Source organism: Nonomuraea insulae (assembly GCF_042656245.1).
The window spans coordinates 121,942-145,851 of record NZ_JBHSPA010000115.1 but is presented as its reverse complement, the minus strand read 5'-3'; the positions used below and the strand labels follow the sequence as shown (position 1 = coordinate 145,851).

The window sequence follows — 23,910 nt, the reverse complement described above, 5'->3', positions numbered from 1 at the left end:
TGCGAAAACTCGACCTGGAGGTTCGCTTGCGAGCGGCTGCTGTGGCTGGGATCTTCCCGTCATGCCACCCGCTACATGATCGTCAGGGTCACGCTCACCGCGATATGGCTGCGCTCGCGGCGCACCATAACGGGCCCGCCATTAGTCATGGCCTACCGGCTCTGCCACGGCCCGATGATCAACACCAGACCGGCATGCGAACTCCCTGTCTACGCGGCAGAACCAGCTCCGAATCCCAGACCGGCGGAGGCGTCATCCTCGTGGCTTCACGAGTTCTCCCTCGCCTTGGGCAGGATCGAGCTTGGACGACCGGGAGGACGCCCCGCATCGGCGAGAGATACCTACCTCGATCGCCTATCCCACCGCGGACGAGGCCTCTCCATGGACTCGCCGACAGCCCCAGCTGGGTTCTCCCGAACCAGGCGCGCGACGGTGTCCGGCCGGATGGGCGGCATGAAGCTGACCTGGCTGGCCAACGGCGGGCACCGGCTGCTGTTCGACCTCGCGTCCGATCCGGACGAGCTCGATCCGGTACAGGAGGAGCGTTCAAAAGACGCCGAGCAGCTACGCGTCGAGGGCGTGACGGAGTGCCTCGATGGTGTCGGGCTGCGCACCTTTCCGTACGAGACGTGGCCGCTGAGCCGGATCCATCAGTTCGACCTGTCGCGCGGGGTGACCGGCTTCGGCGCAGGATGAGCCGCCCGCCGGGGGGCGTCGGCACGAACGGCCCCGGGTGCCGCGCAGTAACGCGTGATCGGGATCGCTTTCGAAAGCGAACGTCAGCGGTACGATGACGAATGAAACACGCTGACGGGAAGGAGCCCCCACGTGCTGGCCGAGGAGCGACACGGGGCGATCTTGCGAGAGCTGAGCCGTAAGGGCTCGGTCAAGGTGGCGGATCTGGCCGCCGGCCTTGGCGTCTCGGCCGTCACCATCCGGCACGACGTGCGGGAGCTGGCCGGGCGCGGGCTGCTGCTCCGGGTGCACGGCGGCGCCGTGTCGGTACCGGAGGCGCCACAGCGGGAGCGCGAACGGGAGGGGCCGGCCGCCGGCGAGCAGGCCAGGGAGCGCGCACGGCCCGAGCCGTACGTGCTGGGCATGCTCGTGCCGCAGACCGCCTACTACTTCCCGGCGGTGATCAGGGGCGCGCAGGAGGCCGCACACGAGCTCGGCGTGCGCATCACCCTCGCGGTCTCCCGGTACGACCTGGGGGAGGACCGCCGCCAGGTGGCGCAGCTGCGGGCCTCCGGCGTGGACGGGCTGCTGCTGACGCCCAGCGACAACCCCACGCTCTCGCCGGCCACGGAGCAGTGGGTGAACCAGCTCGACATGCCCGTGGTCCTGGTCGAACGGCAGGCGGGCTGGTCGATCCCGAAGGCGGAGCAGGTGGCCACCGACCACGCGTACGGTGCTTATCTGGCCACGTGCCATCTCGCCGGGCTGGGGCACCGGCAGGTGGCGCTGCTCGCCTGCGAGAGCAGGACCACCCCGTGGATACGCCAGGGGCACGAGCTCGCCCAGCGCTCACTCGGCCTGCGGGAGGGACCGGTGCGGATGTTCCCGCGCGCCGCCCCGGGCGCACCGGCGGCGATGGACGAGCACGTCGACGATCTTCTGGGCGTCTTCAGGGACGAGGGCGTGCGTGCCGCTCTCGTGCACAATGACATGGACGCTCTCTCCCTGGTCAGGCAGCTGCGCAGCCGTGGGGTCTCGATACCGGAGGATCTGGCGATCGTGACCTACGACGACGAGGTCGCCGCCCTCGCCGACATCCCCCTGACCGCCGTGTCGCCGCCCAAGGAGGAGGTGGGGGCCGCCGCCGTGCGCATGCTCGTCGCTCGGCTGAACGACCCGGACCGGCCGCTGCATGTCCAGCTGCTGCGGCCGAGGCTCCGGATCCGGGCCTCGTGCGGTGCGCCTCCCGGGTGATCGTCAGTTTCGTTTACCTTCACTTCGCGTCGCTGTAATACAACTGTAACTGATCTTCGCTCGACGGTGCATTGACAGGCTTCATTCGAAATCAAATGATTGCAGCCATCTTCACTCCCTCCTCTGGACGGTGCACATGAAGCCTGGATGCCTGCGGATTTCGGCCCTCGTCGCGGGCGCTGTCGTGTCGCTGTCAGCAGTCGCCGCCTGCGGAGGCGCGGACTCGGGTGCCTCCGGCGCGAAGCCGGGGCCGGCCGTCATCACCTTCCGCTCCTTCGTCAAGGCCTCTGACGTCGTCACCGCCGCCTTCAACAAGACGCACAAGGACTTCCAGGTCAAGTGGGAGAACGTGCCGAGCGGCGGGGACTACTACACCAAGCTCGCCAGCTCGGTGAAGGCCGGCAACGTTCCCGACGTGGCCATCGTCGAGTACAACCAGCTGCCCGACGTGGTCAGCCAGGGTGAGCTGGAGGACCTCACCGAGACGGCGGGCCCGGTGGTCGCCAAGAACTTCCCCCCTCAGGTCCAGCAGCTGGTGAACCTCGGCGGCAAGACGTGGGGCATTCCCCGCGACGTGGCCCCACTGGTGTTCTTCTACCGGAAGGACTTCTTCGACAAGCACGAACTCGAGCCGGCGAAGACCTGGGACGACTACACGAAGCTCCTCGAGAAGGTGAAGAAGGCCGATCCGAAGGCCCGAGGCGGGATCTTCGCGACCGCCGACCCCGGCGCGCTGGCCGCGCTCTCCTGGCAGGGCGGCGGACGGTGGTACGGCACCGAGGGCCAGTCCTGGAAGGTGAGCATCGACGACGAGCCGTCCAAGAAGGTAGCCGCGTACTGGAACGACCTGGTGCTGAAGGGTCTGGTCGGCACGTACGCCTCGACCAGCGAGGACGCGTTCTTCCAGGCGCTGCAGAAGGGTGAGGTCGTCTCCTACCTCTGCGCCAACTGGTGCGCGGGCGCCCTCCAGTCCACCGTCCCCGACCAGAAGGGCAAGTGGGCCATCGCGCCGGTGCCGAGCCTGGACGGCCGGCCGGCTTCCGCGATGCTCGGCGGTTCGGCCTTCACCGTCCCCAAGGGCGCCAAGCACCCCGAGCAGGCCCTCGAGTTCATCAAGTGGATCACTACGGATCCCGAGGGCATGAAGGCATGGCTGTCCAGCGGCACCAGCAGCATGTTGCCCGCCGCGCCGGCTCTGCTGCCGGCCACCAGTGCCTTCAATACCGACTTCTTCGGAGGCCAGGACATCTTCTCCGTCGTCTCCAAGGCCTACGAGTCGGTGCCGGCCGGCTGGACGTGGGGGCCGAGCGCCGGTGTGACGGGGACGACGATCTCCGACTCGCTCGGCAAGGTCGCCAGCGGCGAGGCGAAGCTGGCCGACGTGCTCACGAGTGCCCAGCAGGCCACCGTGGCCGACTTCAAGAACCGCGGCCTGAGCGTCGCCCAGTAGTGCCATCCAGGACCGGTGTCCGCCCAGAGAGGCGGACACCGGCGTCGACCCGTGAAGGAGATGCCGTGGCGACCCGCTCGGTCCGGCGGCAAGGGCGCACCGCCGCCCTGCTCATCGGCCCGTTCCTCCTGCTCTTCCTCACCTTCTCCGTCGCACCGCTGGTGTACGCGGCGTGGCTGAGCCTGTTCACCGAACGCAGCTCCGGCCTCGGTTTCGGGGGTGTCGAGACCTTCTTCGCCGGCCTCGGCAACTACGGCCGGGCGCTCGGCGACGCGGCGTTCCGCGACAGTTTCCTGGTCATCGCGATGTACGTGCTGCTGTACATCCCGGTGATGATCGGGGGTGCGCTCGTGCTGGCGCTGCTGCTGGACTCGACCATGGCACGGGCGAAGCGCTTCTTCCAGCTCGGCCTCTTCCTGCCGCACGCCGTACCGGGACTCATCGCCGCGATCATCTGGGTGTACCTGTACACGCCTGGACTCAGCCCGGTGATCGACCTGCTCGAGTGGGCCGGCGTGCGGTGGAGCTTCCTGTCGGCCGACCACGCGCTGTTCTCGGTGATCAACATCTCCACCTGGGAGTGGATCGGCTACAACATGGTCATCCTCTATGCCGCCCTGCAGGCCATTCCGAGGGACGTCCTGGAGGCGGGGACGGTCGATGGGGCGAGCGGGCTGCGGATCGCCCTGCGGATCAAGATGCCGCTCATCCGCCCGGCGATCGCGCTCAACGTGCTCTTCACCGTCATCGGCGCGCTGCAGCTCTTCACCGAGCCGAAAGTCATCTACCGGGCGTCGACCGAGATCGGCAGTTCCTGGAGCCCGAGCATGTACGCGATGCGGGCCGCCTTCGACAACCACGACTACGGCCTGGCCGCCTCCGCCTCGATCCTGCTCGCCCTGCTCGGCGGAGTCCTGTCCTTCGTCGTGACCCGATTCTCCGCGCGGAGGATGCAGCCATGACCCTCACCGCCACGTCCGCACCGGCGCTTCCCGCCTCCACACCGCCCAAGAAGGCCGGTGCCCGTCTCGTGCCGCGCATGCTCTCACGTACGGCCGTCAACGGTGTGCTCGCCCTCGCCATGCTCTACACGGTGATGCCGCTGCTGTGGCTGCTCATGGCGGCCACCAAGAACATGCGCGACCTGTTCGGCACCAACGGCTTCACCTTCGGACGGACCTTCGACCTCGGGTCCAACCTGGCGCACCTGTTCGCCGCGGGCGACGGCATCTACCTTCGGTGGCTCGGCAACACCGCTCTCTACGCCGTTGGAGGCGCCTTCATCGCCACCACGCTGTGTGTCGCGGCGGGATACGCCTTCGACAAGTTGTCGTTCCCGCTCAAGGAGAAGATCTTCGGGCTGATCCTCCTCGGCGTACTCGTGCCGGCCAGCGCGATGGCCCTGCCGATCTACCTGCTGGCGTCGAAGGCCGGCATCGTCAACACCTTCTGGGGCGTCTTCCTCCCGAGCCTGGTCTTCCCCTTCGGCGTCTACCTGGCCAGGGTGTTCAGCGCGGCCTACGTGCCGGCCGAGGTGATCGAGGCGACCCGCGTCGACGGCGCCGGCGACCTGCGGACCTTCCTCAGCGTCGGCCTGCCGATGCTCCGCACGGCCTTCGTCACCATCTTCCTGTTCCAGTTCACCGGCATCTGGAACAGCTTCTTCCTGCCGCTCGTGATGCTGACCGACCAACACCTCTATCCGCTCAACCTGGGTCTGTACACCTGGCAGACCACGTCGCTGAACCAGGGCCACCCGGAGGACTACCTGCTCGCCATCACCGGCTCGCTGGTGGCCGTCGTGCCGCTGGTCATCGCCTTCGTGGCGCTGCAGCGTTACTGGAAGGCGGGCATGACCACGGGAGCCGTCAAGTGACCCGTCCCCGCGCGTTGCTCGCCATGGAGCCGCGATTCATGGACGGCCTGTTCGGGCCGGACGGGCTCGACCGGCTCACCGGCTTGGTGGACGTCGACCCCGGCCTGGTCGTCGACGACTTCACGGACGTGCCGGAGCTGGCCTCAGCCGAGGTCCTGGTCACCTGCTGGGGTTGTCCGGCCATCGACGCGGCCGTCTTGCGACGGGCACCCGATCTGCGTGCCGTCGTCCACGTGGCGGGCACGGTCAAGAGCCTGATCACGGACGCCTGCTGGGAGCGCGGCATCGCGGTCTCGTCGGGGGCCGCCACCAACGCGGTCCCTGTGGCCGAGTACACCGTCGCCGCGATCCTGTTCGCCGGCAAGCGGGTCCTCGGCATCCGGGATCTCTATCGAGCCGAGCGCCGCGCCCTCGACTGGGCCGCGCACTTCCCTTCACTGGGCAACTACCGCAAGACCGTCGGGATCATCGGGGCCTCTCACACCGGCCGCCGCGTGCTCGGCCTGCTCCGCTCTTTCGACCTCGACCTGCTGATCAACGATCCCTACCTGGACGAGGCCGGGGCCGCCGCGCTCGGTGCCTCACCGGTGGGCCTCGACGAGCTGCTGGCCGCCGCCGACGTCGTCTCCGTGCACGCCCCGGCGCTGCCCGAGACCCGTCACATGCTGGACGCCCGGCGTCTGGGGCTGCTCTCCGACGGCGCCACGCTCATCAACACCGCACGCGCCTCGCTGGTGGACATGGGGGCGCTCACCAAGGAGCTGGTCTCGGGCCGGATCGACGCCGTCCTGGACGTCACCGAGCCCGAGATCCTCCCGGCGGACTCGCCCCTCTACGACCTGCCGAACGTCCTGCTCACCCCGCACATCGCCGGCTCGGCGGGTGGCGAGCTGCGCCGCCTGGCCCACGCGGCCCTCGACGAGCTGGACCGCTACAGCCGTGGCGTCCCGTTCGCACACCCTGTCCTGCCCGAGACGATCGGCCGCTCGGCGTGACACAGACCGCTCTCGTGAACCTAGTTCGGGTTGTTCGCGTGGGTGAGGGTCTCCCACGCGACGAACAGGTTGTTGCTGCCCGCCGGCCGCTGCCGCTCGGTCAGCGTCTGCGTGTTCGTCATCCCGATGCCCATCCGGTTGTGCAGGCCGTTGAAGCCGACCTCGGTGATCGGGCCCAGCCCGAGGGTGAGGCCGCCGCCGCACAGCCAGCCCGGCACGGCGGTGCCGAGCTGGTACTTGGCGTGGAAGCCGAGCGCGTGCCTGAGCCGCTCCGCGACCTCGGGGTAGAGGTCCTGGCCCTGGATGCGGCTGATCTCGGCGATGTGTGAGATGGAGGACAGGCCGTAGCCGGTGTGCGTGAAGTCGCGGCAGGTCTCCTGACTGAGACCGTCGACGAAGGTGCTCTGGCCGTGCCAGAACCCGATGATCTCGGCCGGGGTGTCGATGCCCCCTACGGGCGGCGGGACCGGCAGGCTGCCGTCGGCGGCCACGTAGACGAAGGCCGGCAGGCGGGCGCGGAACTTGGCGACCGCCCGGTCGTATGCGGTGCGGTCCTCCAGGAAGACGGCGATGCCCAGGGCCGCCTCCGTCATGGTCAGCTCCCAGTTGCCGTTGCTCGACGAGCCGCCGGCGACCTCGGGCAGGTACACGTTGCGCAGCATGGTGGCGAAGCGGCCGGCGTTGGGCCAGCCGGTGTAGGTGTAGCGGATGATCTCGGCGGCCCGCGGCCAGGTCGAGCCGGCCCAGCCGCTCTGCAGGGGCGCGTTGCTGTTGGTGTGGTCCTGGATCGTCGCGGACCAGGCGTCCATGATCGAGATCGCCTTGTCGGCGTACCGGCTGTCGCGGGAGATGTACCAGCGCAGCGCGAGCGTGTACGCCGCCAGGGCGTCCTCGCGCTCGTCGGTGCAGCCGTTGTTCGGGTTGGAGTAGGACCCGCACTCCACGACCGCCCGGGGACGCGGGGTCCTGGTCAGGGAGGCGTAGGGGCTGGCGTTCATCTGGTCGTACGCGGTCTTCCACGGTTGCGCGTTCGCCTGGACCTGGGTCCTGACGAAGTCGAGCTGTGGCCGGCTGACGAGCACGCCGGGGTGGGTGAAAGTGGCCGGGGCGGCCTCGGCGGTGCCGCCGGTGAGCCCCGCGACCAGCAGGGTGAGTAGCGCGGTCAGAGAGAGGAAGGTACGGCTGCGCATGGGGATGTCCCTTCGTCCACATATGTGTACGGCATGCAGGAGCCTGGACGGTTGCGACTGATGGCGAACATAAAGCCCGCGCCCGGCCCGGTCAAGGCTTTCTGTTTGTAAACTTTCCTATTGACAGCTCGCTTGTCGGTTGGTTGGATCCGCGTTGATTCACTCCCAGGAGCTATTTGCACTCAGTGCAGATGCACCCTGCATGCCGAGGCCCTACTGTCTAGGGGTGACCTCCACGTCCCCGGGCACCCGAACCACCTTCGGCGCGGGCAAGACCGAGCGCTGGCGCCGGCTGCGTCAGGCTGCCCTGACCCTGTTCGAGCAGCGCGGATTCGCCGCCGTGTCGATCGACGACATCGCGGAGGCCGCCGGCGTGTCCCGGCGCACCTTCTTCAACCACTTCGACACCAAGGCGGGCACCCTCTTCGACCCAGACCCCGGCGAAGCGGCCCAGATCGCGGATCTGCTCGCACGGGAGATCGGCGCCGATCCGTGGATCGCCCTGACCAGGGCACTCAAGGCATACCTGACCGCGGAGTTCCGGACGGTGTCCGCGCGGCGGCGCATCCTGGCCGACCAGCCCGAGCTGAACCGCTTTCTCTGGGTGGCCAACGCTCACTTCGAGGAGTCCATCGTCGACTGGCTCCATGATCTCGGCATCACCGGCCTCAATGCCAGGACGATGAGCGGCATGGCGCTGGTCTGCGTCAGGGAAAGCTTCACGGTGTGGGACGCCGGGGGCGGCCCGGCACAGCTGTTCGAGATCCTCGACCAGACGTTCGCCCTGGCCGCGTCGGGTACGGCGGCCATCCGCGCGGCGCCGGCGTCGCGCACGGGCACAGGCACGGGCACAGGCACGGGCGCCGACACGACCACGCTGAAGGCGGGTCAGACCCGGACCCGGATCCTGCTGACCGCCGAACGTCTGTTCGCCGAGCACGGGGTGTTCGCGGTCTCCAACCGCCAGATCAGCGACGCCGCGGGTCAGGGCAACAACGCCGCGGTCGGCTACCACTTCGGCACCAAGACCGGCCTGTTGCACGCGATCGTCGAGCACCACACCACGCTGATGGAGCGGATCCGGGAACAAGAGCTGCGGGCCAGGGGTGACAGCACGGATCTGCGCGACTGGGTCGCCTGCGTCGTGCTGCCGTTCACCGAGCATCTGAGCAGCCTGGGAACGCCGACCTGGTATGCCAGGCTCGCCGCTCAGATCATGACAGAACCGCAGCTACGCGAACTGGCGGCCGCGGGGCTGCACGACGCGCCCACCTTCTACACGGTCGTCGGCGGTCTGCACCGCTGTCTGCCGGCGCTTCCACCCGAGCTGCGCCGCCGGCGCGACGACATGGCCCGCACGCTGCTCGTACACACCTGCGCCCATCGCGAGCACACGCTGCCGGTCGGCGCGGACGCGGCCAGGGCGGCATGGTCGGCCACGGCCGCCGAGCTGATCGATGCCATCGAGGGGCTGTATCGGGCGCCGGTAACCGAGCTTTAAGGCAGTCATTTGACTTAATTTTCTAACTTCGGTTAGCTTTTCCCGGACGGGGCAACGAATCGGAAGGGCATCCATGCACCACTCTTCGACGCCGCCTGCCCACCTCTCAGTCGCGGAGCTGGGCTTCGACCCGGACGTGCTGCGCGCCAGGTACCGCCACGAACGTGACCGCCGGCTGCGGCCCGACGGCAACGCCCAGTACCAGGGCGCCCGCGGCGAGTTCGGTTATTACGCCGCCGACCCGTACACCGGACGCGCGGAGCGGGAGCCGGCCCGCGACCGGGTCGAGGCGCTGGTGGTGGGTGGCGGCTTCGGCGGGCTGCTCACCGGGGCCAAACTTCGTGAGGCCGGCCTGGACGACATCCGGATGCTCGACGAGGCCGGCGACTTCGGCGGCACCTGGTACTGGAACCGCTACCCGGGCATCCACTGCGACATCGAATCATCAGTCTACCTGCCGCTGCTCGAAGAGGTCGGCTACCTGCCCACCATGCGCTACGCGCCCGGTGAGGAGATCCGTCAGCACGCCGTCGCGATCGCCAAACTTTACGACCTGTATCGCGACACGCTGTTCCACACCCGCGTCACAGAGCTGCGCTGGGACGACGCCGCGGCCGAATGGCAGGTACGCACCGACCGCGGCGACGACTTCCGGGCCCGCTACGTCGTGATGTCCTCCGGCACCCTGGCCCAGCCGAAGCTGCCCGGCATCCCCGGCATCGAGACGTTCCGCGGGCACACCTTCCACACCAGCCGCTGGGATTACGACTACACCGGCGGCGACCAGAGCGGCGGCCTGCGCGAGCTCGCCGACAAGCGGGTCGCGGTCGTGGGCACCGGCGCCACCGGGATCCAGGTCATCCCGCACCTGGGGCGCGACTCGCAGCAGCTGTACGTCTTCCAGCGCACCCCCTCGTCGGTCGACGTGCGCGACAACCGCCCCACCGACCCGGCCTGGGCCGCCTCGCTCAAGCCCGGCTGGCAGCGGGAACGGATGGAGAACTTCCTCACCGTCGTCACCGGCGGGCTCGCCGAACAGGACCTGATCGACGACGGCTGGACCAGCACCGCACGGCTGCAACGTCACCTGCTGGCCGGCACCGTCGACACCGACCTGTCACCCGAGCAGCGCGAGTACCTCGACGAAATCGCCGACTTCCAGAAAATGAACCAGATCCGCGCCCGCGTCGGCGAGATCGTCAGCGACCCGGCCACCGCGGAGCTGCTCAAGCCCTGGTACCGCTACATGTGCAAGCGGCCCACCTTCAGCGACCACTACCTGCAGACGTTCAACCGGCCCAACGTCACCCTGGTCGACACCGCCGACCACGGTGGCATCACCGGGATGACAGAGTCGGCGGTCGTGGTCGGCGAGCAGGAGTACGAGGTCGACTGCGTCATCTTCGCCACCGGCTTCGAGGTCGGCGTCTCCGGCATCGTCTCCGGCGCCCTGCCGGTGTACGGCCGGGGCGGCGCGACCCTGCTCGGCACCTGGCGACAGGGCCCTCGCACGCTGCACGGCTTGCACAGCCACGGCTTCCCGAACCTGTTCCACCTGGGCCCGCTGCAGAACGCCTCCGCGGTCAACTTCGTACACATCCTGCAGGAGCAGGCCACCAACATCGGCGCCATGGTCGCCGAGGCCCGCAGGCGTGGCATCGCTCTGGTCGAGCCGACCAGGTACGCCGAGGACGCGTGGGTCGCCACCATCCGGGAGCTGGCACCGGACAACAGCCGGTTCCAGGCCGAATGCACACCCGGCTACTACAACAACGAGGGCAAGCCCCGCCCGGTCAGCCAGACGTACGGTCCCGGCCCCGTCGCCTTCCACGCCCTGCTGCGCCGCTGGCGTACCGAGGGCGGCATGGACGAGGTTCTGGCGGGCAACCGATGAATCGCCGCAGAGTCGAGCCGCTGATCCGGGCGCGCCCCCTGTGGGGATCGAACGGCATGGCCTTCGGACCCGACGGACGCCTGTACGTGGCCCAGTTCCTCGCCGGGCAGATCAGCGCCGTCGACCTGGCCACCGGCGACGTCGAGGTGGTCGTGCCACCGGACGGGCCGCTGCAGGCCCCCGACGACCTCGCCTTCGACACCGACGGCGCGATGTACGTGACCGACCTGGTCCCTGGCCGGGTGTGGCGACGCGACCCGGCCGGGAACTTCACGCTGGTCACCGACGCGGTCACCGCACCCAACGGCATCGCCTGCGTCGGCACGCGGGTGTTCGCCAACGAGATGATCCCGGGTGGACGCCTGCTGGAGCTGTCCCCTGGCGGCAACGAACTCACGGTGCTCACGGCGGGCCTCGCCATGGGCAACGCCATGCAACTCGGCCCGGACGGGCAGCTCTACTACCCGCACATGCTCACCGGCGAGGTGTTCCGCATCCCGCTCGACGGCGGCGAGCCGGAACTCGTGGCCGCGGACGTCCCGGACCCGGTCGCCGTGCGCTTCGACCGCGGTGGCGCCCTGCTGATCCTCTCCCGCGGCGCGAGCGGGATCGTCACGCGCGTCGACCTGACCGGCACCGGTGACCGCTCCACCATCGTCAGCGAACTCAACGCCCTGGACAACGCCGCCTTCGACGCCGACAACCGGATGTTCGTCTCCAGCTACGCACATGGCGGTGTCGCCGAGCTCGCGGCCGACGGACGTACCCGACAGATCGTGCCCCGCGGCCTCGGCGGTCCCTTCGGGGTGAGCATCGATCTCGGCGGCGGTATCCACGTGGCCGACCACTACCGCCTCACCCAGCCCGCCGGCCGGCCGGACGAAGACGCCACCACCACCCACCTGCTGAACTTCGTGCACGGCGTCGCCGCCGACGGCGACCTGCTCCACACCACCTCCCAGTACGGGCACGTGAGCACCTACGACCGCCGCTCCGGCGCGGTGCGCACCCGGGCCCGCGGCCTGAACCGTCCGCTGGGCATCGCCGTGCGCACCGACGGCACCCTGCTGGTCGCCGAATCCGGCGCCGGCCGCGTCGTCGCCATCGACCACGACGACCAGGTCAGCGTGCTGGCCGAGGGCCTCGGCCGCCCGGTCGGCGTAGCCGTCGACGCCGACCAGCGCTGCTACGTGAGCGACGAGCAGCTCGGAGCGGTGTACCGCGTCGAGCACGGCGTACCCGAACTGCTCGCCGACGGGCTCGGCACCCCGCAAGGCATCACCGTCAGCGACGGCACCGTGTACGTCGTCGAGACCACCCACCGCCGTCTGCTCGCCATCGACCTCGCCACCGGCGACGTCGAGGTCGAAGCCGACTCTCTTCCTGTCGCGTCCGCGGCCGGCCTGACCGGCCCAGAACCCGGCCTGTTCATCCCGCCCGGCCTGCCCGGAATGCCGCGCCCGTTCGCCGGAATCGCGGCCACGGCGGACGGCTCCCTGATCATCGCTGCGAACGGCGACGGCAGCGTCCTGCTCATGCGCCCCGAGAAGTCCGCACCATGAGCTCCACCACTGACAGAACCCACCGGCAGATCCTCGAAGCGCTCAGCGGACTGCTCCTCGCCCTGTTCGTCTCGACGCTGGCCAGCACCGTGGTCTCCACCGCGCTGCCGCGCATGCTCGGTGACCTGCGTGGTTCCCCCACCCAGTACACCTGGGTGGTGACCGCCACTCTGCTGGCCGCCACCGTCGCCACCCCGATCTTCGGCAAGCTCGCCGACCTGTTCTCCAAGCGGACACTGGTCCAGATCGCCATCCTGATCTTCGTCGCCGGCTCGATCGCCGCCGGCCTCTCCCAGAACGCCGGGCAGCTGATCGCCTCCCGAGCCCTGCAAGGCATCGGCGTCGGCGCGCTGCAGACCCTGGTCAACATCGCGATCGGCGCGCTGGTGTCGCCCCGCGAACGTGGCCGCTACGCGGGATACCTGTCCAGCGTCACGTCGATCTCCACCATCGGCGGGCCGCTGCTGGGCGGCTTCATCGTCGACACCTCGTGGCTGGGCTGGCGCTGGTGCTTCTTCGTCGGCATCCCCGTCGCGATCGTCGCGCTGATCATCCTGCAGCTGACCCTGCGGCTGCCGATCTACCGCCGCGACAACGTGAAGATCGACTACTGGGGCGCCACGCTCATCACCGCGGGCGTCAGCCTCCTGCTGATCTGGGTTTCGTTCGTCGGCGACGCCTTCGCCTGGGCCTCCTGGCAGAGCGCCGCCATGGCCGGTGGCTCGATACTGCTGCTCGGCGTCGCGCTCTGGGTCGAATCCCGGGTCGCCGAGCCCATCGTGCCGCTGCGCATCATCCGGCAACGCGCCACCGCCCTCGCGATCCTCGGCAGCCTCGCCGCCGGCACCGCCATGTACGGCGCGACCGTCTTCCTCACCCAGTACTTCCAGATCAGCCGCGGCCACACCCCCACCGAGGCCGGTCTGCTCACCATCCCGATGATGGCCGGCATCCTGGTCTCCTCGATCGCCGGTGGCCGGCTGGTCTCCCGTACCGGAAAGCTCAAGCCGTTCCTCATCACCGGAGCCGTGAGTCTCACCGCCGGATTCGTGATCCTCGGCCTGCTCGACCAGCACACGCCCATGCTGCTCATCGGGTTCGCGATGGTGCTGGTCGGCGCCGGCGTCGGCCTGACCCTGCAGAACTTCGTCCTCGTCGTGCAGAACGCCGTCGCGCTGACCGACATCGGCTCGGCCAGCGCCACCGTCGTGTTCTTCCGCTCCCTCGGCGGCACCGTCGGCGTCGCCGTGCTCGGCGCGGTCCTGGCCCGTCAGGTAGGCGCCGGCACGGCCGAAGGCGTGCCACCGGCCACCGCCTACGGTGACGCCACCGGACACGTCTTCCTCATCTCCGCCGCCGTCGCCGTTGTCGGTGTCGTCGCCGCGCTGCTGCTCAAGCCGATCACCCTGCGCACCAACGTGGACGCGCGCAAGCCGCCGGCCGAGGCCACCGCCGCGACCGGCGCGGAAGCCCTGGATCACCGGAAATGATCAATGGCTGGGGGAGCGGCTGAACCGGCGCGTTCCTCCCGAGGTCATCGACATGGCGGGTTCCCCTGACGGTCCCAGGCGAGCAGGGGTCACCAGCCCAGGGGGCCGTTCACGTCGAAGAAGCTGCCGCTGGGACCGTCCGCCGGGAGTGTGGCGGCGCGCACGACGACCTTCGCGCCCTCTGATGGATGCTGCGTTCCGAGGTTGTTGTTCAGATCGGTGGCGTTGTACCCCGGGCACACTGAGTTGATCTTAATCGGCGTGTCGGCGAGTTCGACGGCGAACCATCCGGTGAGCGCGTTGAGGAGGGTCTTCGACGTGGGGTAGGCGAAGGACGGGAACTGTCCCAGAGGGTTGCCTGGAGATACGAGCGTGGTGATCGAGCCCATCGTGCTGCTCACGTTCACGATGCGCCCGGCCGGCGCCTTCTGCACGAGCGGCAAGAATGCCTGCGTGACGCGCAGCGCCCCGTAGAAGTTCACGTCGAACGTGTGCTGGATCGTTTCCAGCCGCACGGTGCTGGGAAGGCCTTCACCTTCCCCGATCGCGACGCCCGCGTTGTTGACCAGCACGTCCAGTGCGCCGGTCTCGTCGCCGATGTGCACCGCGGCAGCACTGACGCTTTCCGCGTCGGTCACGTCGAGGCTGACGAATCGGACGTCTCCTTCATGGGCAAGTTCCTTCGCTGCGGCTTCGCCGCGCTCCTGGTGGCGGCATCCCAGCCATACGGTGAAGCCCTGCTGCGCGAGCTGACGCGCGGTCTCAAAGCCAATGCCCTTGTTGGCGCCTGTGACGAGCGCCGTTTGCTTCGTGGTGTTCATGAACTCGATGCTGCAGGACCGGAGGGGTACGATCCATAACGTGAAGTCTCCGATTCTTTACGCATCGTCCACGAAGGGATCAGCTCTCGGCACCCACGATCCCATCGCTGACGCCATCGGTCTTCTACGGCCCCACACCGTGGTCGAAGCCGGCCTGCACGCTGCGGGGCCGTGGGCGGTGCGTTTCGATCCGTTCCCGCACGTGAAACTCGGCGTCGTCGTGCGTGGCGAATGCTGGCTGGCCCTCGAAGGGCACGAACCCGTGCGACTGCGACAGGGCGACTTCTACCTCCTGGGCAACCCTCCGCCCTACGTGCTGGCCAGCGCGCTCACCGCGAAAACGCGCGCCGCGAAGTCGTTGTGGGACGGCGCTACGAACGGCGCCGTGCGTATCGGATCCGAGGCCGAGGAAGACACATTCCTGTGCGGCGGGCACTTCCTGTTCGACGACACGAATGCCTCGATCCTGATCGATGTCCTGCCGCCGCTCGTGCACGTCCATGCCGCGGATCCTCGGGGCAAGCTGCTCGCGCACCTGAGCGAACTGCTGGTCACCGAGGTCGAGACCACCGCCGTCGGCGGCTCGCTGGTCCTGGACCATCTCGCGCAGATCCTGTTCGTCCACATGCTGCGCGCCCACGCCGACCAGGCCGGTCGGCCCACCGGCTGGCTGGGAGCGCTCAGCGACGACGGCATCGGTGCCGCACTTCGCGCCATGCACGCGGACGTGGCACACCGTTGGACACTCAAAGAGCTCGCCGGTATCAGCTGCATGTCACGCTCCGCGTTCGCCGCGTCCTTCAAGAACCAGGTCGGAACCGCACCACTGGATTACCTGATCGAGTGGCGAATGAGCCTCGCCCGCGATGCCCTGCGCCGCGGCACCCGATCGATCTCCGAACTCGCATTCGCGACCGGCTATGAATCCGAGAGCGCGTTCAGCACCGCATTCCGCCGCGTGGTCGGCTCCTCACCCAAACAATTTCGCGATGCGGCACATCGCGCTGCGACCAGCGGGCCGAGCCAGGAGTCTTTCGTCGACTCCGGCGCAGTTTGACAGTGCGGCGAATGCCCGTCCCTGCTCGGAACGGGCATCGCCGGATGCGGAAGGCTACGAGGTCAGCGGACGCACTGCGCCCTGGCGACCGTGGAGGTGCCGAGGTCGGTGGCCCGGCCATGGACCGTGTAGCCGACCGCGGGGTTGATGAAGTTGGTGATGGGCATCGAGATGTCGGCGAAGCCCAGGCTCGGCGTACCGTCGGCCTTGATCAGGGCTATGCCGCCGGAGATCGCCGTCCATCCGGACGGGCATATGGCGTTGGCCGTGACGAGCTGGCCGTTCACCGACGGCGTGGACGCCTGGACGAGCATGTCGCGCCGCGGGCTGGCGGACTGGGCACACCGGGCGGTGACCACCAGGCGGTCGGTGACGGAGTTGTTGCGGGCGGCGTAGGCCCAGCCCCTCCCGTCCGGCGTCGGGGCGTTGACGGTCATGAAGTCGGTGTTGCTGGTGCGGAAGCCGCCCGCGTCCACGAAGTAGCCGCCGCCCCCGAAGGAGTAGAACCCTGCCGGGCACGTCACGGTTCCTTTGTGCAGCACCGCGCTAGTGGGCGGGAACTGCGTGGTCACGCGCGTGGTGGAGCCTAACTGGGCCTGGGGGAGGCAGGCGACGACCGCTTGCAGGGTGGCATTGGGGAAGCCGACATGTCCCAGGGCGCTGAAGAAGGTGTCGATGCCGATGGAGGGAGCCAGTTCGGAGATGGTCACGCCGTTGCCGGCGACGCCGCTGCCCACCGTGACCTGGGTCGCTCCACACGGCGGGAACGCCTCTATGCGTGGTTGTCCCGGAGTGGCCTGACGGAAGTCTATGTCGTACTCGATCCCGGCTGGACTGATCGCGGCCGAGGCCGGCGGCATCGGTGCGGCCAGGACCAGCCCCGCCACCGCGACCAGCATCAGCGTACCGATGCGTGTGAACTTGTACATGATGAAGTCCTTCTCGAGTGTCAGATGGTGCGGCACCGGCCCCGGACGGCAACCCGCAGCGCCCCGTCAGGCCGTCGTTCGAGCCGTCCCACACTTTGTACGGGGGCTCGTGCCGTCGCGGCATCCGTGCCGGATACCGAAACCGGCCGCGACGCTACTGAGGTCGGGGCGGGCTGTGACGGAGCCCGGGGCGGCGAAACCCTGGTTAGTGGCCCTGTGCGTGCCCGCAGTGGGGTGCCAGGCTTTGCGGGATGGACGGGGTCATCCTGGAACGCGAAGGGGAACTGGCCGCTCTGGCCGGTGCCGCCCGGGACGCCGCCCGCGGAGCCGGCACGGTGGTCCTCATCTCCGGCGAGGCAGGGATCGGCAAGTCGAGCCTGGTCGAAGCCATGGGCGGGATGCTGCCGGCGCGGGGCCGGCTGCTGGTCGGTTACTGCGACGACCTGTCGACGCCCCAGGTGCTCGGCCCGTTGCGGGACCTCATCGGCAGCGTCGGCACCCGGCTTTCCCGCGCGCTGGAGCAAGGCGACAGAAGCGAGGCGCTGAAGGCCATGCGCGCGGAGTTCGGCCAGGCGAAGCGCCCGGCGGTGCTCGCCGTGGAGGACGTGCATTGGGCCGATGAGGCGACGCTGGACGTGCTGCGCCACCTGGTGCGCCGGGCCGCGCGCTTGCCGCTGGCACTCGTGCTGACCTACCGCGACGACGAGCTGGGCGGCGGCCATCCGCTGCGCGGGCTCCTCGGGCTGATCTCCAACGCGGAGCGGGTCCGCCGCCTGCGCCCGGCCCGGCTCAGCGTGGCCGCGGTACGCCGCCTCACCACCGCCTCGGGTTCGAACGACGTCGATGCGGCCGAGGTCCATGCGGTGACCTCGGGCAACCCGTACTTCGTGGCCGAGGTGCTGGCGGCAGGGAACGTGAACACGGTGCCACAGACGATCGCCGACGCCGTCCAGGCCCGGCTGGCGCACTTGGACGCGGCGACATTGGAAGCCCTCGAACGGCTCGCCGTGGTGCCGCCGGTCGCACCGCACTGGCTGGTGGAGGCGCTGGTGCCGGCCGGTTCAGCGGCGCTGTCCGCGGCCGAGCGCCACGGCCTGATCGCGGTCACGCCGGGCCGCGTGAGCTTCCGCCACGAACTCGCCCGGCGCGCCGTGGTGGACGCGATGACGTCGGCGCGCAGGATGGCGGCCAACCGCGGCGCGCTGGCCGCGCTCCTGACCCGGCCGGAGATCGAGGTGTCACGAGTGATGCATCATGCGAGGCAGTGCGGCGACACCGACGCCATCCTGACCTACGGCCCGGTCGCGGCCCGCGAGGCGATCGAGGCCGGGGCACATCGGGAGGCGGCGGCCCACCTGCGCCAGGTGCTCGAACTGCGCCCGATCCTCGACCCGCCGGATGAGGCCGTTCTCTGGCAGACCCTGGCCATCGAGAACTACACCATCGACGCTCCGCCCGGCGAAACGCTGGCCGCGCAGCGGCGGGCCGTCGCGCTGCGGCGCGGCGGCGATGCGCGTGCCCTGGGGACCTCGCTGAGCTGGTTGTCGCGGATCTCCTGGTGGGCGGGAGACCCCGACGCCGCGGGCGCGGCGGCCGACGAGGCGATCACCGTCCAGTCCTGCGTCGGCGATGACGGACTGCTGGCGATGGCGCTCAGCAACCAGGCGCAACTGTACGCGCTGGCCGGACGTGACGCCGAAGCCGTCACGATGGCGCGGCGGGCCATCGCGCTCGGCGGGGATTCCCCGGCCACGCTGTCGCACGCGCTGAACAACCTCGCCCTGGCGCTCTACCGGCGCGACGACCCGAGCGCGACCGCGACGATGCGGGAGAGCCTGCGGGTCGCGCTCGCCGCCAACGAGCCGGAGCACGCCTGCCGGGCCTACGTGAACCTCATCGGATGCGAGGTCGAGGCGATGCGGCCCGGCGACGCCGGACGCTACGCCGCGGAGGCCATGGCGTTCGCCGAACGCGCGGAGTTCGCGATGTTCGCCGCATATCTGCACTGTGCGCTGGGCCAGCTCCGTCTCGCGACCGCCGACTGGGACGGCGTGCTACCGGCCGTGCGGCAGGCCCTGGACGGCGCGCCGCCGGTGCGATGCGCCGCGCTGATCCTGGCCGGCCGCGCCCGGTTGCGCCGTGGCGAGGCAGGCGCCGTGGAGATGCTGCGCGAGGCGTGGCGGGTCGCGGTTCCCCTGCGGGAGCGCCAGCGGATCACGGCGGCCGCCGCCGCGCTGGCCGAGGCGGCGGTGCTCGGCGGTGACACCGGCGTGCCCGCGGGCGAGCTGATCGAGGCGTACGAGCTGGCGCGCGGTTGCGGCAAGCCAGTCGAACAGGCGGATCTCGGGTACTGGCTGGGCCGCGCGGGCCACGTTGCCGACCCTCCGCGGGTGGATCACCCGTACGCGCTGCTCGCCGCCGGCCGGTGGCGGGAGGCGGCCGAGATCTGGCGGACGGCCGGCTGCCGCTACGAGCACGCGCTGGCCCTGGCCGACAGCCCGGAGACCGGCGACCAGTTGGCCGCGCTCGCCCGGCTCGACGCGCTCGGGGTCGGGCCGCTGGCCCGCCTGGTCCGGGCGCGTCTGAAGCGCTCGGGCGTGGCCCGGATCCCGCGCGGCCCGGTGCCCGCGACCCGGGTCAACCCGGCCGGGCTGACCGAACGCCAGGCGCAGGTCGTCCGGCTGCTCGCCCAGGGCCTGACCAACGCGGAGATCGCTGACCGGCTCGTCCTGTCGGTCCGCACGGTGGACAGCCACGTCGCGGCCGTGCTGGAGAAACTGGACAGCGGCACCCGCAGACAGGCCGTGGCCCGCGCGACCGAGCTGGGCATCCTCGACCCGCGACAGGACAGAAACCTGACGTCGTTGTAGTGGATCAGGTGCTTCTGGAGCGCCGGCAGCTCAACGTCCTTCGTTGAGCGCGACCGGCGTCATCGGTGACGGCTCGACCTTCACGCTCCGGCTGCCCGCGTACGGTCACCCCTGGGAAAGGAGCGAGGTGTAGGCGTTCGAGTGCTGTTGCCCGGACATGAAGGAGACGAACTGCCTGACGAAGGCGCTACGGGAGTAGCTGTCGCCGCTGTCGGTCAGGTCGCGGTGGAAGGCCGTACGGAACAGGTTGCGGTATTCCTCGGCGTCGATCTTCTCGTCGTCGTCGACGTCGGTGGCGTCGAACAGCACATCGGCGATCTTGATGAGCCCGGAGCCGGGCAGGGACGCGGCCGCGGCCGCGTACTCGCGGCGGGTGACGCGTCCGTCCCCGTCGTCGTCGAGGGCGGTCCGCAGCTCGCGCCACCAGGCGGCGTACGCCTGGAACAGCCGCTCCTCCTCCTGCTCTCCCAGGTCGAGCCGCGTGGCGATCTCTCTGGCCATGGCGGCCAGATCGGGCCAGCGCAGGTAGCCGTCGCCGGTCTGGTCGAGGACCTCGGCGAAGAACCGGTCGGCCGATCGGACGACCTGGTCGTCCTCGTCGGAAGCAGGGGTGAGGAGACGTAGCAGGGCCGCGGCCTTGCCTGCCTGGCGGCGTACGGTCTCCCATGGGCCCTCGCCCGTGTGGGAGGGGTCGAGCAGATCCATGAAGAAGTCCACCCGGGTCCAGCTCTCCGGGAGGTAGCGGGTGGCCAGCGCGGTGGTCAGGTACGCGGACCGCATGAGCGTCCGGGCTCCCGGCAGGTCGGGCAGGGCGAGTCGACGGCTGAAGGACTCGGGGAGCGAGGCGATGGTGACAGCGGTGGCCACCGGGCCTGCCACGGCCCGGCCCATGATCCACAGCGCGGGATGGCCGCGCAGCACCGGAGGCGCGGGCACGTTGGCGAACAGCCGGTAGAGGATGACGCCCACCGCCTCGTTGTTCTCCAGGCGATGCTCGATGACGTCGTCGTAGTAGGACCAGAACTCCGGCACCGTCGCGGGGAGATGGTCGCTGGTGCCGTCGATCAGGGCCAGGAACGTGCGGTGTTCGCGGTAGAGCCGCCGCATCGCCTCGGCGTCGAGCGCCTCGCCGCTCAGCCGGCACATCGTCACCGTCGACTCGAAGAGGGCCGCCACCACCCAGGCGCGTGCCTCGGGGTCGGTCGCGTCGTAGGGGCGGCCCTGCGCGTCGGTGCCGGACATGCGGGCGTGGAGGCGGTTGAGCCGGGCTGCTTCGCGGTCGCGTACGCGCGGGTCGGGGTCGAGGATCCGCCGCGAGCTCATCGTGGTGTTGCGCAGGCGCCGCCACGGGTGCGTGAGGAACGTGGAGTTCTCCATCAGCGCCGCGCCGATCTGTGGGTGGGCGGCTTCCAGCAGGGTGGCCCGGGTCACCGCGAGGCCCCAGCGCGCCTCGTTGACCAGGCGGCGCAGGATGGAGTCGGGTCCGAAGACGTCGACGCTCTCCTCCGGGGTGGTCTGACTCATCGAAGACCCTCTCCTGTCATGGTGGTGGGCCGGCGTACGTCGCCGAACCGGCGCCGCCGCCGGAGGTAGGCGTCAAGGCATTCCCAGAAGTGGGTCGCGCGGAAGTCGGGCCAGAGCACCTGCGGGAAGACCCACTCGGCGTAGGCCACCTGCCAGAGCATGAAGTTGGAGATGCGCTGCTCGCCGGAGGTGCGGATGACCAGGTCGACGTCGGGTGTGTCGGAGTAGGGCAGGTGCTCGGCGAAGCTGGCCTCGGTGACCTGATCGGCCGGAGTCGCGGAGCGGATCAGCGACCGCGCGGCCTCCACGATGTCGCGGCGCCCGCCGTGGTCGAAGGCGACGGTCAGCGTCATGCGCTTGTTGTCGCGGGTGAGCGTCATCAGGTCGTTGACGTCCTGGACCAGCGGCGCGGGGATGCGCGGATCGGTCATGCCGAGGAACCTGCAACGGACACCCCGCGCGTGCAGTGCCGGCGCGTGTTTGCGGATGGCCCGGCGGACGAGTCGCATCAGGATGTCGACCTCGCCAGTCGGCCGCCGCCAGTTCTCCGTGGAGAAGGCGTACAGGCTCAGCCAGGTGACCCCGCAGGAGCGCGCCGCCTCGATGACGTCCATCACCGCGGCCTCGGCGGCCTCGTGGCCTGCGGTGCGCGGCAGCGACCGCTGCGCGGCCCAACGGCCGTTCCCGTCCATCACACAGGCCACGTGACGCGGTACGGCCATGACCACCCCCATGGCTCAGTGTAACTTTATTTTTACTCTCCGTGTTGCCAAGGCGACCGTTTCATGTTCGACCGAAGATGCCTGTCACCGCGTGTGCGGACGGAGTCGAGCGAGGCGCCGCCCACCAGGATGACGGCGTCGGCCCGCTGCTCGCGCATGGCCTCGACGACGGCCACATCGCCTCCCCGGCCCTGCGCCATGCTCAGTTCGATCGGGTCGCGGTGAGTACGGCGATGTCACGGTCGAAGCAGACGATGATGTGGCCCTGCGGGGTGGCGGCGACGGCGTTGACCGTGCCGGGGAATTCGATGTCAGGGCTGATCTTGTCGAAGGTGATGAGGCTCCATACCACCACCGTGCTCTGGCCGGCGGCAACTGCGATGGGGTGGCCGTCGACCGTGGTGGCGGCGAGTGCGTCCACGGTTCCCGTGGGAAGCCGGCCGATCTGCTCAGCGGTGGCGACGTCCCATACCTTCATCGGGCGGTCGCGCCAGTCGTCGTTCGTGGTGACGGCGATGGGTCGTCCGTCCACGATGGTGGCGGCCACGAGGCGGACCGGTTTGCCGTTGCCTCCGGTGGTCTGGAGTCCGGTGTCGCGGTTGGTGGCGAGGTCACGGACCCGGAAGCCGCCGCCCCACCGTCCGACCAGGGCGACGGGCTGGTCGTCGAGCGTGGTGGTGGCGAGGGCGTGTACCCATCGATGGTCGCTCTTGCCGGGGTTGCCGGTCTCTTCGCCGGTGCGGAGATCCCATACCCGGATGGTCTTGTCGTCGCCGGCGGTGATGGCCCGGGGTGAGTCACCCGTGTCGTCGGCCGCGACGGCGGTTATCGGGCGGCGGTGGGTGGACAACGGTGCTCCGGCCGCTTTCCCCAGTGTGAGGTCCCAGAGCTGGACATTGCCGTCCTTGCCTCCGGTGATCGCCACCGCGCGACCGTCCACCTGGGTCGCGGCCACGGCAGTGACGGCGCCGGTGTTGCCGGTGAGTGGCCGGCACACCTGATCGCCGGTTTCCAGATCCCATACTCGTACGGTTTCGTCATCGCCGCCGGTGACCGCCACCGGCCGGCCGGCCACTGAAGTGGTGGCCACCGCCGTGATCGCGGCGTCGTGGCGAACCGGCTTGTCGGCCGGTTCGTCGTCCGGTGCGCCGACGACCAGATCGGACACCCGGACCGACCCGCCGTCGCAGGTCGACACCACCACCTGCCGGCCGTCCACCACCGCCGTCGCCACCGCATGCACCGTGCGGGGATGCTGAGGGAACAGCTCACCGGCCAACTCGGTCGTTTCCAGGTCCCACACCTGGAGGGTCGGCTCGTTGGAGGTGCAGGTGATCGCCACCAGCCGGCCGTGCGCAACTGTGATCGTCACGGCCTGCAGGTCCGCAGATCGGGGGAGGTCACCGACCGGAAGTCCGGTGGCGAGGTCCGACACGCGCGTGGTCGACTGGTAGCCACCGGAGACGACCACCAGATGGCCGGCGGCCAGCTCCGCGACCGCAACCGCGCCCACGTATCCACTGTGGCCGGTGAACGGGCTACCCACCGGATCGCCGGTATCCAGGTCCCATACCCGGACCGTCCGGCCGCCGCCCGTGACAGCCACCCAGCGGCCGTCCAACATCGTGGTCGCCACCGCGTACACCGGGCCGGCATGGCCGCGGATCGGTGCCATCACCTCCTGCCGCGTTTCCAGATCCCATACCCGTACCGTCGTGTCGTAGCAACCGGCGACCACCACCCGGCGGCCATGGCGTTCCGCGATCGCGAGGGCCTCCACGCTGTCAGCCTGAAGGTGGAACGGCTCACCCACGGGCCTGCCGGACGCGAGTTCCCACACCCGTACCGTGTTGTCGTCACCACCGCTGATCACAACAGGGCGACCGTCCAGAACGGTCAGCGCCAGCGCCCGCACCGCGTTCGTGTGACCAGCCCATGGGGCGCCGACCCGCTCGCCGGTCAACAGATCCCATACCCGTACGGTGTGGTCGCCGCCTGCGGTGACCGCCACGGCACGGCCGTCGAGGACCGCGGTCGTCACCGCCGCCACCCAACTGGCGCGGCCGTCGATGGTGCCCAACGGCGGGCATGACCTCACGC

At 69.7% G+C, this 23,910-nt stretch carries 18 protein-coding genes; 12 read left to right on the top strand and 6 right to left on the bottom strand.

Annotated features, from left to right (window positions below):
- Positions 1–453: 453 nt before the first annotated feature.
- The 6 genes from ACFPZ3_RS64105 to ACFPZ3_RS64080 all read left to right on the top strand — a co-directional run bounded on the left by ACFPZ3_RS64105 (position 454) and on the right by ACFPZ3_RS64080 (position 6,250).
- A complete protein-coding gene (locus tag ACFPZ3_RS64105; protein WP_379524212.1) occupies positions 454–696 on the top strand; it encodes a hypothetical protein in 243 nt (80 codons plus the stop codon).
- 132 nt (positions 697–828) lie between these two features.
- Positions 829–1,929: a substrate-binding domain-containing protein gene (locus tag ACFPZ3_RS64100; RefSeq protein WP_379524211.1), complete on the top strand. Its 1,101-nt coding sequence runs from the start codon at positions 829–831 to the stop codon at positions 1,927–1,929.
- 184 nt (positions 1,930–2,113) lie between these two features.
- The gene (locus tag ACFPZ3_RS64095) at positions 2,114–3,379 is read left to right on the top strand and encodes an ABC transporter substrate-binding protein (protein ID WP_379524210.1); all 1,266 of its coding nucleotides are present in this window, start codon (positions 2,114–2,116) and stop codon (positions 3,377–3,379) included.
- 65 nt (positions 3,380–3,444) lie between these two features.
- Entirely contained in the window at positions 3,445–4,341 is an 897-nt protein-coding gene (locus ACFPZ3_RS64090) for a carbohydrate ABC transporter permease (RefSeq protein WP_379524209.1), read from the top strand.
- Positions 4,338–5,255, top strand: a complete 918-nt coding sequence (locus tag ACFPZ3_RS64085) for a carbohydrate ABC transporter permease (protein WP_379524208.1) — start codon at positions 4,338–4,340, stop codon at positions 5,253–5,255. Before ACFPZ3_RS64090 ends, ACFPZ3_RS64085 begins: the two co-directional genes overlap by 4 nt.
- Complete coding sequence (locus ACFPZ3_RS64080) at positions 5,252–6,250, top strand: hydroxyacid dehydrogenase (RefSeq protein WP_379524207.1); 999 nt, start codon at positions 5,252–5,254, stop codon at positions 6,248–6,250. The genes ACFPZ3_RS64085 and ACFPZ3_RS64080 overlap by 4 nt, the downstream gene beginning before the upstream one ends.
- A 20-nt stretch (positions 6,251–6,270) precedes the next feature.
- Here the strand turns inward: ACFPZ3_RS64080 and ACFPZ3_RS64075 are convergent, their stop codons facing one another.
- Positions 6,271–7,440, bottom strand: coding sequence for an alginate lyase family protein (locus ACFPZ3_RS64075; protein ID WP_379524206.1), 1,170 nt, complete (start codon positions 7,438–7,440; stop codon positions 6,271–6,273).
- A gap of 226 nt (positions 7,441–7,666) precedes the next feature.
- On the opposite strand from ACFPZ3_RS64075, the gene ACFPZ3_RS64070 reads away from it, so the two are divergent.
- The 4 genes from ACFPZ3_RS64070 (at position 7,667) to ACFPZ3_RS64055 (ending at position 13,887) form a co-directional block, all read left to right on the top strand.
- On the top strand, positions 7,667–8,941 hold the full coding sequence (locus ACFPZ3_RS64070) for a TetR/AcrR family transcriptional regulator (RefSeq protein ID WP_379524205.1): 1,275 nt from the start codon (positions 7,667–7,669) through the stop codon (positions 8,939–8,941).
- A gap of 73 nt (positions 8,942–9,014) precedes the next feature.
- Positions 9,015–10,835 carry a flavin-containing monooxygenase gene (locus ACFPZ3_RS64065; protein ID WP_379524204.1) on the top strand — a complete coding sequence of 607 codons (1,821 nt, stop codon included), beginning with the start codon at positions 9,015–9,017 and terminating at the stop codon, positions 10,833–10,835.
- A gap of 56 nt (positions 10,836–10,891) precedes the next feature.
- Positions 10,892–12,397, top strand: coding sequence for a hypothetical protein (locus ACFPZ3_RS64060; protein ID WP_379524203.1), 1,506 nt, complete (start codon positions 10,892–10,894; stop codon positions 12,395–12,397).
- Positions 12,394–13,887, top strand: coding sequence for an MDR family MFS transporter (locus ACFPZ3_RS64055; protein ID WP_379524202.1), 1,494 nt, complete (start codon positions 12,394–12,396; stop codon positions 13,885–13,887). The genes ACFPZ3_RS64060 and ACFPZ3_RS64055 overlap by 4 nt, the downstream gene beginning before the upstream one ends.
- 89 nt (positions 13,888–13,976) lie before the next feature.
- Here ACFPZ3_RS64055 and ACFPZ3_RS64050 read toward each other — a convergent pair whose 3' ends face one another.
- The gene (locus tag ACFPZ3_RS64050; RefSeq protein ID WP_379524201.1) at positions 13,977–14,708 is read right to left on the bottom strand and encodes an SDR family oxidoreductase; all 732 of its coding nucleotides are present in this window, start codon (positions 14,706–14,708) and stop codon (positions 13,977–13,979) included.
- Between ACFPZ3_RS64050 and ACFPZ3_RS64045 the strand changes: the two genes are divergently transcribed.
- Positions 14,707–15,765, top strand: a complete 1,059-nt coding sequence (locus ACFPZ3_RS64045) for an AraC family transcriptional regulator (protein WP_379524200.1) — start codon at positions 14,707–14,709, stop codon at positions 15,763–15,765. The two genes, ACFPZ3_RS64050 and ACFPZ3_RS64045, sit on opposite strands and share 2 nt — an antisense overlap.
- 62 nt (positions 15,766–15,827) lie before the next feature.
- On the opposite strand, the gene ACFPZ3_RS64040 is transcribed toward ACFPZ3_RS64045, so the two are convergent.
- Entirely contained in the window at positions 15,828–16,694 is an 867-nt protein-coding gene (locus ACFPZ3_RS64040) for a hypothetical protein (protein ID WP_379524199.1), read from the bottom strand.
- Between the two features lie 251 nt (positions 16,695–16,945).
- Here ACFPZ3_RS64040 and ACFPZ3_RS64035 point away from each other — a divergent pair, with 251 nt between their 5' ends.
- A complete protein-coding gene (locus ACFPZ3_RS64035; protein WP_379524198.1) occupies positions 16,946–19,564 on the top strand; it encodes an ATP-binding protein in 2,619 nt (872 codons plus the stop codon).
- A gap of 105 nt (positions 19,565–19,669) precedes the next feature.
- On the opposite strand, the gene ACFPZ3_RS64030 is transcribed toward ACFPZ3_RS64035, so the two are convergent.
- From ACFPZ3_RS64030 to ACFPZ3_RS64020, 3 genes are all read right to left on the bottom strand, one after another.
- The gene (locus ACFPZ3_RS64030) at positions 19,670–21,088 is read right to left on the bottom strand and encodes an oxygenase MpaB family protein (protein ID WP_379524197.1); all 1,419 of its coding nucleotides are present in this window, start codon (positions 21,086–21,088) and stop codon (positions 19,670–19,672) included.
- Complete coding sequence (uppS, locus tag ACFPZ3_RS64025; RefSeq protein ID WP_379524196.1) at positions 21,085–21,810, bottom strand: polyprenyl diphosphate synthase; 726 nt, start codon at positions 21,808–21,810, stop codon at positions 21,085–21,087. The genes ACFPZ3_RS64030 and uppS overlap by 4 nt, the downstream gene beginning before the upstream one ends.
- A gap of 202 nt (positions 21,811–22,012) precedes the next feature.
- The gene (locus ACFPZ3_RS64020) at positions 22,013–23,890 is read right to left on the bottom strand and encodes a WD40 repeat domain-containing protein (RefSeq protein ID WP_379524195.1); all 1,878 of its coding nucleotides are present in this window, start codon (positions 23,888–23,890) and stop codon (positions 22,013–22,015) included.
- Positions 23,891–23,910: the final 20 nt, after the last annotated feature.

Coding starts and splice junctions, on each gene's coding strand:
- ACFPZ3_RS64105 (WP_379524212.1), top strand. CDS start 454: ATGAAGCTGACCTGGCTGGCCAACGGCGGGCACCGGCTGCTGTTCGAC.
- ACFPZ3_RS64085 (WP_379524208.1), top strand. CDS start 4,338: ATGACCCTCACCGCCACGTCCGCACCGGCGCTTCCCGCCTCCACACCG.
- ACFPZ3_RS64075 (WP_379524206.1), bottom strand. CDS start 7,440: ATGCGCAGCCGTACCTTCCTCTCTCTGACCGCGCTACTCACCCTGCTG.
- ACFPZ3_RS64065 (WP_379524204.1), top strand. CDS start 9,015: ATGCACCACTCTTCGACGCCGCCTGCCCACCTCTCAGTCGCGGAGCTG.
- ACFPZ3_RS64060 (WP_379524203.1), top strand. CDS start 10,892: ATGGCCTTCGGACCCGACGGACGCCTGTACGTGGCCCAGTTCCTCGCC.
- ACFPZ3_RS64055 (WP_379524202.1), top strand. CDS start 12,394: ATGAGCTCCACCACTGACAGAACCCACCGGCAGATCCTCGAAGCGCTC.
- ACFPZ3_RS64045 (WP_379524200.1), top strand. CDS start 14,707: ATGAACTCGATGCTGCAGGACCGGAGGGGTACGATCCATAACGTGAAG.
- ACFPZ3_RS64050 (WP_379524201.1), bottom strand. CDS start 14,708: ATGAACACCACGAAGCAAACGGCGCTCGTCACAGGCGCCAACAAGGGC.
- ACFPZ3_RS64040 (WP_379524199.1), bottom strand. CDS start 16,694: ATGTACAAGTTCACACGCATCGGTACGCTGATGCTGGTCGCGGTGGCG.
- ACFPZ3_RS64035 (WP_379524198.1), top strand. CDS start 16,946: ATGGACGGGGTCATCCTGGAACGCGAAGGGGAACTGGCCGCTCTGGCC.
- ACFPZ3_RS64030 (WP_379524197.1), bottom strand. CDS start 21,088: ATGAGTCAGACCACCCCGGAGGAGAGCGTCGACGTCTTCGGACCCGAC.
- uppS (WP_379524196.1), bottom strand. CDS start 21,810: ATGGCCGTACCGCGTCACGTGGCCTGTGTGATGGACGGGAACGGCCGT.